Origin of the sequence: Citrobacter sp. C5_2 (assembly GCF_014596845.2) — a bacterium.
GTDB classification, from domain to species: Bacteria; Pseudomonadota; Gammaproteobacteria; order Enterobacterales; family Enterobacteriaceae; genus Citrobacter; species Citrobacter werkmanii.
Genome location: NZ_CP115032.1, coordinates 2,385,140 through 2,397,264 on the forward strand (window position 1 = coordinate 2,385,140; position 12,125 = coordinate 2,397,264).

Below are 12,125 nucleotides of genomic sequence, written 5' to 3' on the forward strand. Positions count from 1 at the left end.
ACTTTTAACATAAAAGGGCGATTAAAAACCGCCCTTAAATTTGTCATTGAAATGTTATATTGCGTCCGCAAATCTAGGTAGTTTTTCCTCTTGAGGAACAACTGAAATGATATCCGCTTTCTGCTTACGAATTGCCTTTGTTTCATAATAATGCTGAGCAGTTGCTGTTTCGATAAAATCTACATCATTTCCTGCAATCTCAAATACAGCATCTTTAATATCGCTTAATTTTACATTGAAAAACTCTTTACGCTTATTAACTAGGTTAGTGCGTTGCTCATTGAAACGCTGATGGAGCATGCTTTCCATTGCTGGGGCATCTTCACTGAAAATCATTGCATGAACATCGAACAGGAATGGAACTGATGCACTACCCAGTTCATCCACTCGATCTTGAGGATCAAGTCGACGCGTCATTCCTATTTTAAAAACATCATCACCAAACGAACCAATATTAGAAATAACGTACACATGACCGCGTTTAGTTTGCTGAGCCATTGAAAGAGCTTTTTGGCCTTTCAACAACGCCTCTTCTAAGGCATGCTCTAGTTCGGATACCTTAGCTTGGTGCTTCTCTACTTGCTCAGCTGTCATTTGGGCTAGCTTCGATTCCATTTCTTTACGGGCTTTATCCAACGCTTTTTGGGCGCGACGCTCTTCATCTTCGGCCTCTCGAAGTGCACGATCAATTTCGGCTTGAGCTCGCTTCTCCTCAGCCATCTGAGCGCGGATTTCACGTTGTTCTTCTCTTTCTTCTTGTTTTTTTAAACGATATTCATGTGTAAGTCGAAGTTCATCTAGCTTCAAATCTAAAAAAGCACGATTAATGTAAATCTGGTTAACCTCATTCATCTTATTCAAGGCATCAAATGCTTTATAAATTCTTTGCTCCATTTGATAAACGTTTTTAAATGTACAGTTTGCAATAGCTGCATCACATTCACCGTTGAATGCACGTGCTGTCATCTGAATGCCGCGAGTGGTCATTTTCCGACCTTCGCTTTTAGAGCCACCTACCGTCCATTCAGTAGGGCAATGTATTGCGCCAAATTCAGTTTTGTCACGTAGCAGATTTTTTTGTCGTTCGCGACATGCCTTGATCGCATTCTGAAAACTGGCCGATGTTTCAAAATCGAAGTGTGGTGCATAGAACCCCATGTCGGCAAATTCCATATCATCTTTATAGATTGATAGCGCTTCTTCCAACTCATCGTAAGTAATTTTTTTCTCACGATAGGATTTGCGCAGCTCATCAATCTGCTTCTCAATTTCTGTACGCTTGACTCTTTGTGTTTCTACAGCAGTTAGCGCTTCTGCGTTCATTCGCTTAGCTGCTAAACGAGCATCTGATAGAATATCCTCCGCACGCTGAGTTATGGATTTTGCATCTTTTTCACTGGCTGCAATAGTTTTGGTTGCCACAGCTTTTGCTTCGTCAAGGTTGTTTTGCGAATCAATAATTAACTCTTCTGCGGTTTGCTTAGCTGCGTTCACGATTCGTTCAGCTTCTGTTTCAGCATTGGTGATTGTCGCGTAGCGCTCAAGTTTTGCTGCCTTTTCTGCTGCATCAGCCCTTGCTGACTTCAATTTAATGATGTTAATCACCAAAATCGTTAGAACAACTACGAAAGCTACAGCTCCAATGGCTGCATAATGCACAATATTCATTAAACTATCCCTGTGAATTGGTTAGCTATGATGGATAAAAATATCGACGGAGTGTCGCATATTTCATCATTTTATATATGTGAAGTAACTAATTCTTTTTTCAATGACGTTGTTTCAGGTCAATTTTTCATTAGCCAAATAAATAACCTATCTTTTAACCCAGCTCCGGCTGGGTTTTTTTATGGAGCAAATATGGCAGTTGAAACCTACAACTGGCACTCGCAGCTCGGCGCGGGGGCCGTAGAATACAGTCAAACAATACGCTCTGCGCAGTTCGGTGATGGCTACGAGCAGGTGGCCGAGAACGGCATTAACTCGACGGCTATTCAGGTACCAATGAAGCATGTGGGCGTTGATACTGAAGTGAATACCGTTCGGGACTTTCTCCTGGCGCATACCGTTAAGGCTTTCATCATCACGCCGCCGGGCGAAGAGAAAGGACTGTACCGCGTTGTCGCCGACTCCGTGCGCAAAAACCAGATTAGCAGCAAATTCGCTGAGCTTACATTCACGATTAAGCGCGCCTATGGCGTCTATGCCTGAGGTGGAGCATGACAGCACTGATTGATACAGCTGCAATGCTGGCGCCGGGCGGTAGAGTCCGGCTGGTTGAAGTAGATGCTTCAGAGTTCAGTGGCGGTATTCATCGCTTCCACTACAGTCCATTTCCCCATACACCCGCCGAGATCGAAGCGGCGAAAGGCGATGAGACTAAACTTGGACCAAAGCCCATATTTTGGGATGGTAAAACCTTCGACTTCTGGCCATTCCAGATTTCTGACCTCGCTCTCTCGACCGACCAGGCCGCTGAGCCGAAACTTAGCGTATCGAACCTTGACGGGCATATCACTGCGCTCTGCCTGCAGTTCAAGGACATGGTTAACGCTAAGGTGAGTATCATCGACACCTACACTGTTTACCTCGATGCGGTGAACTTCCCTGGTGGCGTGAACGCGACAGCTGATCCGTCGATGTTTACTCTCCAGACTTTCTGGCTGGACACGAAAACCTCTGAAGATGATGAAGTGGTGACGTGGGCGTTGAGTAGCCCAGCGGATTTGCAGAACCTAGTTATTCCCACCCGTCAAATTACATCGCTGTGCGAGTGGGCTCTGCGCGGCCAGTACCGAAGCGGTGACGGCTGCACCTACAACGGAACAGCGTATTTTGATGCGAAAGGGAATGCGGTTGCTGACCCTGCGCTGGACGTGTGCGGTGGTTGCCTGAGCGATTGCCGCAAGCGATTTGGTGCGGGCCTGGCTGAACCTAATACTGCCACTCTCGATTTTGGTGGATTCCCGGCAACTGTTCTCTTCTCCCGATAACCGGACTTCAATATGAACAAAACGATAATGAACGCTATCCGGACTCATGCACTGGAGGTATCCCCGCGCGAATGCTGCGGCTTCGTCATCCAGTCAGGACGGCGCCAGCGGTATATCCCGGTACCGAATAGGCACGAAAACCCGACAGAGCATTTCCGTATTGACGGCGAGTATTGGGCGAATGCTGAAGATAGCGGAACCATAATCCGTGTCATTCACTCGCACCCGGGTGATGGCGCGCGTGCAATAGCTTCAGATCTCGATCGCCAGCAGTGTAATAACTCCGGCGTGGTCTGGGGTATTTACGCGCCGGATAGTGACGAATACGCTGAGATAATGCCGGAGGCGGTACCCCTTATCGGGCGTCCGTTTATCCTGGGCTCAAATGACTGCTGGGGACTGGTAATGGATTGGCATGCCACCCAAGGCGTGATGCTTAACGATTTCCGCGTCGATTACCCATGGTGGGAAAGCCAGTACCCGGACAACCTGTATTTCGACAACTGGGAACGGGAGGGGTTTATCGAATGCGACCCGTCGCCAGGCTGTATGGTCATCATGCAGGTTGAATCCAGTAAGTGGAATCACGCGGGGATCATTACCGAGGAAGGCGAGCTGCTTCACCATCTGTACGGGCAACCATCCTGCATCACGCCGTATGCACGAGGTTATTTCAAAGACAGAACGATGATCTGCGTCCGTCACAAAGAGCTACTGCAGGAGATTCAGCCATGGCGCGTTTAACCACGATTCGATTGTACGGTGTACTTGGAGCCCGGTTTGGCCGTGTTCACAGGCTGGCGGTGCAGACATCAGCTGAGGCGGTAAAGGCGCTTTGCATCAACCTGGACGGTTTGGAAAGTTACCTGATGAACGCCAAAAAGAACGGTATGACGTTTGCGGTGTTCCGCGGGAAACGCAATATCGGAGTTGATGATTTTAAGGAGCTATCCGGGGAAAGCGATATTCGCATCGCGCCAGTGATGGAAGGGGCGAAAAAGGCGGGTATGTTTCAGACCATTCTGGGGGCTGTCATGGTTGTTGCTGGGGTTGTTATTGGCGCAATGACTAGTTGGACAGGTGTTGGCCTGACATTCGGTGCCGGGCTTGTAATGTCCGGTGCATCAATGATGGCTGGCGGTATCTACCAGATGCTGTCTCCCCAACCAAAAGGACTACAGGGGCGAGACGATCCTGACAATAAACCCTCATATGCCTTCGGTGGCTCGGTGAACACCCTTGCGATGGGTAACCCGGTCGCGCTTCTTTATGGGGAGCGCGAGATTGGCGGCGCCATCATCAGTGCTGGCATAGTCGCAGAAGACATCTGAAAACTCCTTTCTGAATATCAAGCACCCAATTGGGTGCTTTTTTTATGGATGTAATATGGAAGCGATCACTGGTGCAAAGGGTGGCAGCCAGAAGCAGCACACGCCTGTAGAGCAGCCCGATTCGGCTCAGTCAATGGCGCGCTGCCGCATGCTGCTGGCGCTCGGGGAGGGTGAGTTTGCTGGTGGCCTGGATGCGACCCGGATATTCCTGGACGGTACGCCGTTGGGAAACCACGACGGAACGATGAACTTTGAAAATGTGTCATGGGATTTCCGGCCTGGCACACAGACCCAGACACCAATACCGGGATTTCCTGCTGTCGAGAATGAAACTACGGTTGGCGTATCGCTGACAAAGGCCACGCCATGGACTCGAGCTATCAGCAATATCCAGATCGATGCCGTATTGGTACGCGTTGGCATTCCAGGCCTTCAACAGCAGGAAAACGATGGGGATATTGTCGGTACTACGGTTCAGTACCATATCGACCTTGCCGTTGATGGCGGCGCGTACAGCACCGTAATGACCAAAACTGTTACGGAGAAACTCAGCTCTCTCTATGAGTTGACGCACCGTATTAACCTACCGAAAGCGAACACAGGCTGGCAGATTCGGGTCGTGCGCGATACCGAAGACAGTACCAGCCAAATGCTCCAGAACAAAACGCAGGTACAGGCGATCACCGAGGTGATTGATGCGCGTCTCCGTTATCCACATACCGCGCTGCTGTATGTGTCATTCAACGCCAAAGCATTCAGCAACATCCCGAAGATATCCTGCAAGCCGAAAGGCCGGGTGATCCGCATCCCGCAGAACTACGATCCGATTACACGCACTTATGGCGGTACATGGGACGGTACATTCAAATGGGGATGGACGAATAATCCTGCATGGATTTGGTTCGATATTCTTACTGAGTCGCGCTTTGGCCTAGGTCGCAGGGTTACGCCAGCGATGCTCGATAAATGGGAGCTATATCGTATTGCCCAGCGCTGCGATCAGAAGGTACCGGATGGAAAGGGGGGCAGCGGTACCGAGCCTCGCTTTATGTTTGACGTTTATATCCAGGCTCAGGCTGATGCCTGGCAGGTGATTAAGGATATTGCGGCAGGTTTTAACGGCATGACGTTCTGGGGCAACAACATGTTCAATGTTGTCTCTGATATGCCAGCAGATACGTCAAAACTTCAGATCCTCACCCGTGCCTCTGTGGTCGGGAAACCAACCTATTCCAGCGGCAGTGAAAAGAACCGCTATAGCTCAGCGCTGATTAACTTTAGTGATCCGGATAACCACTATCAGGATCGCACTACTGCAGTGATGTTCCCCGAACTGGTTAAGCAGTTCAAGTTTAAGCAGACTCAGCTAACCGCGATTGGCTGCACACGTGAAAGCGAAGCTCAGCGCCGGGGTGGTTGGGCAGTGTACTCCAATTCTCTGGACCGTATTATCACTGTCCAGACGGGACTTGATGGCTTCGCTTATGTGCCGGGGACCGTATTTGCGTTTGCAGATGAGCGGCTGTCTGGGCGTGTCTATGGTGGACGTATTACTGATTACGATGCAGGGTTGAAGTCAGTAACTACCGATCGCGGCACGAGTGCGGTGGCGGGTGATACGCTGATGATTCGTACCCAAGGCGGTACCGTTGAGAGCAGAACCATTCAGGCGGTTAACGGCCAGCAACTGATACTGGCAACTGCGTTTACCGCCGCTCCATTACCTAATGCCATTTTTGTTATCGATGCAGGTCAGTTGCGCCTGCAGTATTTCCGCGTAACCAATCTGACATTTAACGATGAAGAGAACACCTACAGTATCACCGGTGCAGAGTACAACGGCGCAAAATACGATGCCGTTGATAACAACGCCCGGCTGGATACGTCGCCGATTAGTCTGTTACCGACAGGCCTGGTTAGCCAGCCCACGAATATCGCGATTAGCAGTTACGACTCGGTCCGGCAGGGGCAGCGTATTGCGACCATGGTTGCGAGTTGGGATGCGCCAGTAGATAAAAATGGGAAACCTCAGGCGGATATTGTCGCGTATCAGGCACAGTGGAAACGTGGTGATAATGAGTGGATCAACATTCCCGAAACAGGCCTGCGCAATATAGAGATCGCCGGGATTTTCTCAGGCGATTACCTCGTGAGAGTCCGCGCCATTAACTCTGGTGGAGCGTCCAGTTTGTGGACCTCTTCTGTGCTGACTCATCTCACTGGACGTACTGGGGATGTTCCCAAGCCGGTTGGTCTGCGCACCACAGCAATCAACTGGGGTATACAGGTTGACTGGTCCTTTCCGGCAGATACAGGTGATACCCTCCAGACCGAACTGCAGTATTCAGCAAACGGAAATGGGGATAACCCACTGCTGCTTGCTGGCGTTCCGTATCCGCAACACACATATACCCAACTGGGTTTGAAGGCTGGTCAGGAGTTCTGGTACCGGGCTCGTCTGGTCGATCGCATTGGTAATCAGAGTGATTGGACCGACTGGGTTCGTGGCGAATCCAATGCGAATGCTGATGATTACTTGGGGGATATTGCTGATGGCTTCCTGACGTCAGCCGACGGTGATCGCCTGACAAGCGACATTGATACTAACCTCGAAGCCGCATTGCAGAACGCGCTGGCCAACCATGCAACCGTGGAACACCAGTGGGCGCAGTATGGTGAAGTACGCGCGGATATTCTGGTGGTTAAAACGACCATTGCAGATGTTGATAAAGCGATGGCTGAAATGTCCACTCAGGTCCAGGCGCAGATTAAAGATGTAACCGCCTCGCTTGAGGATAAGCTCACTGCCACCGTTGACGCTACAAGTGCTACGGCCATTCATACCCTGAAAGTCGGAGTGCGCATCAACGATATTTTTTACGGTGCCGGGATGTCGATTGCGGTGCTGGCGGAAGCGGGTAAGCCGGTAGTCACTCGTGTCGGATTTAACGCCAATCAGTTCGTCCTGATGAGTGGCAGCGGTGATACGCAATATTCACCCTTTGCAGTGGTGAATGGTCAGGTGTTTATCAGTGATGCGTTTATTCAGGATGGCAGCATTACCAATGCCAAGATTGGTAATTTTATCCAGTCGAACAACTTCGTTGCAGGCTCAGCTGGCTGGCGCATTGATAAAAATGGAAACGCTGAATTGCATGGGAAACTCTATGCCGACAGCGGGAACTTCTCTTTTAACGGGATAAATAACAAAGTCGTAATCGATGGTTATGGACTTCTCGTTAATCTGACAAATGGTGGGAGTGTTCAGATTGGAACATGGAGGGGGTAATAATGCCGGAAGGGATATTTATTAATTACAACGATGGCCGTCCGGTGATGGCAATTACTGCGGGGCTGCGTGCCCCAAGTTTTTGCACATCCTTCTCGGGCTGGTCATCCCAGTCAATGCAGTACCCTGTCAATACGCCACTCGTTCCTGGTTCACAGGCTATCGTTGTGCCAACGAACCCCATTTACATCTATTCCTTTGCTGAGTTTGATGTGGCCATTATGACCAGCGTCACCCGAAACGGTGATTCCGGGGTCATCATCGGGGCTGAGACCATAGGCGGAAAAAGTCTTGTCCCCGACTGGTCTGGTTACGTCATGGAGCTGCTGCCTGCGGCGACGTATAACGAAGGGCTGTTTGTTTCAAACTCGACTGACTTCACCGCCATATCCAATCAGGCCGCGCTGATGACCTGCGCTTATTCCGGGCGCATTACGGTTAACGGCAGCGCGCCGCTTCCTGTGGGCGGTATTCCTTTCGGTAAATGGGATAACCCGAATGTGTCGGTGGGGTTTGATGGCGGCAATATCATCGTTCGCGATATTTCCTACACCGGGCGGGACGATGTGGCCGGAACGGCGACGATTGACCTGGTGATATTCAATCAGACAGCACCTGTCGGCGGCGACGGTATCACGATGACCAACGCCGCGGGTCAGGTCACGTTCTCCACGCTGAAACGCCCCTTTGTGTATGACCGACAAATCCAGATTACCGACGCATTCCAGGATATAGGCGGCGGGTTCTGCCAGATAGTCTATACCGGCGTTCAGGTACGAATGATAGGTGGATGGGGAAATATCAGAACCAAAGGCGTGGTCATGTCAGGCGGTAGCGTCAGGTCAGCCTACAACAAAGTATTTGCGGACCGCAATTCCGGTTCATGGGATATGACCCGTAACAGAAATATCGCCATGCCCATTCTTATTCTTCCGAACATGTATTAAGGAATCACCATGTCAGCAGGTGTTATTCAGTTAACTCATAACTCGGCAACAGTTCTTGGCTATCAGGCCTCTTTTAGTACGACGCTTCAGCCTGGTGACTTTGTCGTTTCTGTGGTGGGCGGCATAGCCTACACCCTTCCGGTAAAATCCATCGAAAGCAATGATTCGCTGACACTGGTCAGTGCCTTTACTGGTCCGACAGCAAATAACCTGGCCTGGGATGCCGTTTCCCGTGTGGCGCTGAATATGGTCACTGCCGCAATGGTGGTGCAGAACACGGAGGCGCTGCGGGGGCTGAATTACGACAAACAGAACTGGCAACTGATATTCAGCAGCAGTGGAGATGTCACGGTAAAATTGCCGGATGGCAGTTCATTCACCGGGCCTGCATGGGGCGGTATTGCAGCCACACTGAGCGGTATAACAGATACACTGAAAGGCCTGGCAAAGAAAGGTGCTAACTCTGACATTACCAGCCTAAACGGGCTCACTACTCCGCTGTCAATTGCCCAGGGTGGGACGGGGGCGAAAGATGCTGCTGGTGGACGGCAGGCGCTGGAACTGAAATCGGCAGCGACAAGAGACGCCGATGATTCATTAAAAAATTACCAGTCAGGGGAAAAGCTAGTCGCCATGCAGGCTGTGACTGATTTTCGTTTAATCTCTGCATATGATTCGATGGAGAATTATCCAAAGGGGATATCAGGTGGACTGACAAAAGGTTCGAGTCTCCCACAATCTGGGTTTGGTGCCACGGATGCAGTCGGGCTGATTAATAACCGGGGATGGCATGATCAGTCAGGGGCTGATACATCTTTTCAGATTGCCTGTAAGGGTATTAATATCGGTTTCCGTGGGGCAGCACTGGCTGGTGGTGCATGGTATTTCTCCCGATTTTATAAATTAAGAACCGAGGCAAATACAAGCGTAGACAGCAACGGTTTTATCAAGCAGGCATCACCGATCGTCAATATTTTTGGAAGCGGAAAATTTACTACCAATGAGGAGTCGGAGGGGGTCTCTGTTATCAGGACTGCGAAGGGCGAGTATCTCATAAACGGATGTATCGGTCTGAGTTCTGATGCAGCATGGGGAGGAATAGATGGTGGTTTCGAAATCCCAGTCGACAGAAACAAGCAGCCCCGCATCTGGCTGGATTACAAAGTCAATGCTGATGGTTCAATCCTGGTCAGGACATATCACCGGGTTTATCCCTCAGCCCCACAGTTTGCTCAGAACCGGATAGGAAGTACTGATATTAACGGTGTATTTACTGAGACAGTAGCTGACGGTGAGCCAGTTGACATCCCGGCGGATTCTTATGTTTCCGTACGTGTGGAAATGCCGGAAGACAGCATCTGGCAACAGAGACTAAGAGAGGCGAAAGAGTCACAGGAGGCTATGATAAAAGCTGAACTTGAACCCCAGCAAAATCAGCAGGAGGCTCAGTAGGACAAATTGACAGGTGCCGCAGCTACGCCGTATGCAAGAGCATGGCTGCGACCGACTGGCGAACGTTCGATAGTGCGAGTATTGAATGATTGCCAGTCACGGCGGATTGTACTTAAGCAATATGACGGTTCAAGGCGTTTAATCTGAAACCAGCCACATATCAGACTCTTCAAACATTTCCTGAACAGTACGGCTTATCTGTTCCTTCTCATGCTTGCTGGCGTCAGTGTTGATCGCCGGCAGTGTCATCATCGGTTTAACCCGAACATCAGCATCGGGGAAGATCCGGTGAACCCTCTTACTCAATTCGCCCAGAATGATGTCTTTTGCACCGGGCAGCCCATCAAAATTCCTTTTGTCATAAACGAGTTCCACGAACATTGCTCATTGCCTCTTTACTGGATGGATATACAGTATTTATACTGTGTTTTTATCCGGTATTCAAGAGAGGGCGTAAATATGGGCTTTCCTTCACCTGCGGCAGATTATGTTGAAACACGAATCTCCCTCGATCAGCAGTTAATCAGCCAGCCCGCAGCGACTTATTTCATGCGGGCATCGCGTTCACATTTCAGGGAAGGGATAATCCAGGGAGCGTTGCTTGTTGTTGATGCGTCACTTTCTCCCTGTGATGGCTCGCTGCTGATATGCGCGATAGACGGGGAATTCAGGATCAAGCGATACCGAACTCACCCTCAGCCCCACCTGATAAATCTGGAGAACGGAAGAAGGGAGGCGCTGCCAGTAGATGATGACGGTTACAGTTCTGCGCCCGCTATATTCGGGGTGATCACGTACATCATTAATGATGCCAGGAACGCGGAATTTGATGATTGCCCGGTGATGTAATCACATTGGCTGTATCAGTTCGGAGCCCTAATTTTCACATTCCCTACGGCACGCGTCACGGCGTGCCATATAAAATTCTCAGCCGGCACGGAACCATCGGCCGCAATTTCCGCAGCTTCTTTTCCTCCAACGTCCTGCCTCATCCATTCGCGAGCGGCTTCTGGTGACAGTACCAGTGGCCGCCTGTCGTGAATATCTACCAGTCCTTTGTCGGCAGCAGCCGTCACTATCAGAAATCCTTCTGCTTCATCTCCACGTTCAAATGGTGTGCTGCCGATCGCCGCCATGAATATCGGCTGACCATCGGCTCGATGAATGAAGTAGGGCTGCTTTTTGTCACCTTCCTTTTTCCATTCGTACCAGCCATCAGCAAAGCAAATGGCACGCCCATGCTGCCAGAGTGGTTTAAACATTCTGCTGGTGGCCGCCGTTTCAGAGCGTGCGTTAATTAGCGGTGGTTTATCCCACCATCCGGGGGCGTATCCCCAGATAACTGGCTCAAGATGGAGTTTCTCGTCACGTTCGCTCAGAAGCAGAACTCTGGTGCTTGGCGCCACGTTAAAACGCCCGATCGGTTCCGGGTCATATGGAATGTCTCGTTCGACTTCGTCAGCGAGAAGGACGAGATAGTCTTCACGCGTCATCGACTGTGAAAAGCGTCTACACATAGAAACCTCCAGCCATATGTCAGACTGAAAGTATAGGTGGTAACTAAAAGAGAGGGCGCGTAGGTTAATGTGTACCTAAATGCGCCCTTAAATTTGATTTTGGATGAATATTTGTGTTTATCTATTTGAATTTAAGGTTAATTATTTAAATTCAAAAAACCTTCTTGTACGGTTTTACTGAAACCTGCGCGTAAACGCCTGCTGCGACATAGGGGTCGGCTTCTGCCCACGCCTGCGCTGCTTCTAAAGATTCAAATTCTGCAATCACCGTCGAGCCGGTAAAACCCGCGACACCCGGATCGTTACTGTCAACTGCTGGCATCGGTCCTGCCGTGAGCAGTCGTCCTTCGTCATGCAGGAGTTGCAGACGGGCCAGATGAGCAGGGCGCACGGAAAGGCGTTTGTCGAGAGAGTCTGCGATATCTTGAGCATAAATAACGTACAGCACGGGTAGAGCTCCTTAATCGGTAAAAGTCGTTAATTACGTTATTGGAAAGGCATGCCAACTGCAACGTAAAGATAACGGATTTGTTAAGACCACATTGTGATGAAGGTTTTTTTACATAAAATCGTGTTTTAAATGCGGCTTACTGCCC

At 50.0% G+C, this 12,125-nt stretch carries 12 protein-coding genes; 8 read left to right on the forward strand and 4 right to left on the reverse strand.

Annotation, left to right across the window (positions count from 1 at the left end; translation table 11 throughout):
* Positions 1–54: 54 nt before the first annotated feature.
* On the reverse strand, positions 55–1,668 hold the full coding sequence (locus tag ICA20_RS11715; protein ID WP_149282310.1) for a DUF4041 domain-containing protein: 1,614 nt from the start codon (positions 1,666–1,668) through the stop codon (positions 55–57).
* Between the two features lie 192 nt (positions 1,669–1,860).
* Here ICA20_RS11715 and ICA20_RS11720 point away from each other — a divergent pair, with 192 nt between their 5' ends.
* Genes ICA20_RS11720 through ICA20_RS11750 form a run of 7 tightly spaced genes read left to right on the forward strand, consistent with a single transcriptional unit; the run spans position 1,861 to position 10,012 of the window.
* Positions 1,861–2,211 carry a phage tail protein gene (locus ICA20_RS11720; protein WP_149282309.1) on the forward strand — a complete coding sequence of 117 codons (351 nt, stop codon included), beginning with the start codon at positions 1,861–1,863 and terminating at the stop codon, positions 2,209–2,211.
* Positions 2,212–2,219: 8 nt separating this feature from the next.
* Positions 2,220–2,993 carry a phage minor tail protein L gene (locus ICA20_RS11725; RefSeq protein ID WP_038641014.1) on the forward strand — a complete coding sequence of 258 codons (774 nt, stop codon included), beginning with the start codon at positions 2,220–2,222 and terminating at the stop codon, positions 2,991–2,993.
* Between the two features lie 12 nt (positions 2,994–3,005).
* Positions 3,006–3,737 carry a C40 family peptidase gene (locus ICA20_RS11730; protein ID WP_149282308.1) on the forward strand — a complete coding sequence of 244 codons (732 nt, stop codon included), beginning with the start codon at positions 3,006–3,008 and terminating at the stop codon, positions 3,735–3,737.
* Complete coding sequence (locus tag ICA20_RS11735; protein WP_038641010.1) at positions 3,725–4,324, forward strand: tail assembly protein; 600 nt, start codon at positions 3,725–3,727, stop codon at positions 4,322–4,324. Before ICA20_RS11730 ends, ICA20_RS11735 begins: the two co-directional genes overlap by 13 nt.
* A 55-nt stretch (positions 4,325–4,379) precedes the next feature.
* A complete protein-coding gene (locus ICA20_RS11740; RefSeq protein WP_149282307.1) occupies positions 4,380–7,613 on the forward strand; it encodes a DUF1983 domain-containing protein in 3,234 nt (1,077 codons plus the stop codon).
* 2 nt (positions 7,614–7,615) lie between these two features.
* Entirely contained in the window at positions 7,616–8,560 is a 945-nt protein-coding gene (locus ICA20_RS11745; RefSeq protein ID WP_149282306.1) for a DUF6453 family protein, read from the forward strand.
* Positions 8,561–8,569: 9 nt separating this feature from the next.
* The gene (locus tag ICA20_RS11750; RefSeq protein WP_348957249.1) at positions 8,570–10,012 is read left to right on the forward strand and encodes a phage tail protein; all 1,443 of its coding nucleotides are present in this window, start codon (positions 8,570–8,572) and stop codon (positions 10,010–10,012) included.
* Positions 10,013–10,150: 138 nt separating this feature from the next.
* Here ICA20_RS11750 and ICA20_RS11755 read toward each other — a convergent pair whose 3' ends face one another.
* Entirely contained in the window at positions 10,151–10,393 is a 243-nt protein-coding gene (locus ICA20_RS11755; RefSeq protein ID WP_086539176.1) for a DinI family protein, read from the reverse strand.
* A 21-nt stretch (positions 10,394–10,414) separates the two neighbouring features.
* Here ICA20_RS11755 and ICA20_RS11760 point away from each other — a divergent pair, with 21 nt between their 5' ends.
* Entirely contained in the window at positions 10,415–10,861 is a 447-nt protein-coding gene (locus ICA20_RS11760; protein ID WP_232067035.1) for a S24 family peptidase, read from the forward strand.
* Between the two features lie 14 nt (positions 10,862–10,875).
* Here the strand turns inward: ICA20_RS11760 and ICA20_RS11765 are convergent, their stop codons facing one another.
* Both ICA20_RS11765 and ICA20_RS11770 read right to left on the reverse strand, forming a co-directional pair.
* On the reverse strand, positions 10,876–11,529 hold the full coding sequence (locus ICA20_RS11765) for an SOS response-associated peptidase (protein ID WP_149282258.1): 654 nt from the start codon (positions 11,527–11,529) through the stop codon (positions 10,876–10,878).
* 151 nt (positions 11,530–11,680) lie between these two features.
* Positions 11,681–11,977 carry a YciI family protein gene (locus ICA20_RS11770; RefSeq protein WP_006684292.1) on the reverse strand — a complete coding sequence of 99 codons (297 nt, stop codon included), beginning with the start codon at positions 11,975–11,977 and terminating at the stop codon, positions 11,681–11,683.
* Positions 11,978–12,125: the final 148 nt, after the last annotated feature.

What these genes read in the sequence shown, in the direction of transcription:
- ICA20_RS11715 (WP_149282310.1), bottom strand. Translation starts at nt 1,668, where the DNA reads ATGAATATTGTGCATTATGCAGCCATTGGAGCTGTAGCTTTCGTAGTT.
- ICA20_RS11720 (WP_149282309.1), top strand. Translation starts at nt 1,861, where the DNA reads ATGGCAGTTGAAACCTACAACTGGCACTCGCAGCTCGGCGCGGGGGCC.
- ICA20_RS11725 (WP_038641014.1), top strand. Translation starts at nt 2,220, where the DNA reads ATGACAGCACTGATTGATACAGCTGCAATGCTGGCGCCGGGCGGTAGA.
- ICA20_RS11730 (WP_149282308.1), top strand. Translation starts at nt 3,006, where the DNA reads ATGAACAAAACGATAATGAACGCTATCCGGACTCATGCACTGGAGGTA.
- ICA20_RS11735 (WP_038641010.1), top strand. Translation starts at nt 3,725, where the DNA reads ATGGCGCGTTTAACCACGATTCGATTGTACGGTGTACTTGGAGCCCGG.
- ICA20_RS11740 (WP_149282307.1), top strand. Translation starts at nt 4,380, where the DNA reads ATGGAAGCGATCACTGGTGCAAAGGGTGGCAGCCAGAAGCAGCACACG.
- ICA20_RS11745 (WP_149282306.1), top strand. Translation starts at nt 7,616, where the DNA reads ATGCCGGAAGGGATATTTATTAATTACAACGATGGCCGTCCGGTGATG.
- ICA20_RS11750 (WP_348957249.1), top strand. Translation starts at nt 8,570, where the DNA reads ATGTCAGCAGGTGTTATTCAGTTAACTCATAACTCGGCAACAGTTCTT.
- ICA20_RS11755 (WP_086539176.1), bottom strand. Translation starts at nt 10,393, where the DNA reads ATGTTCGTGGAACTCGTTTATGACAAAAGGAATTTTGATGGGCTGCCC.
- ICA20_RS11760 (WP_232067035.1), top strand. Translation starts at nt 10,415, where the DNA reads ATGGATATACAGTATTTATACTGTGTTTTTATCCGGTATTCAAGAGAG.
- ICA20_RS11765 (WP_149282258.1), bottom strand. Translation starts at nt 11,529, where the DNA reads ATGTGTAGACGCTTTTCACAGTCGATGACGCGTGAAGACTATCTCGTC.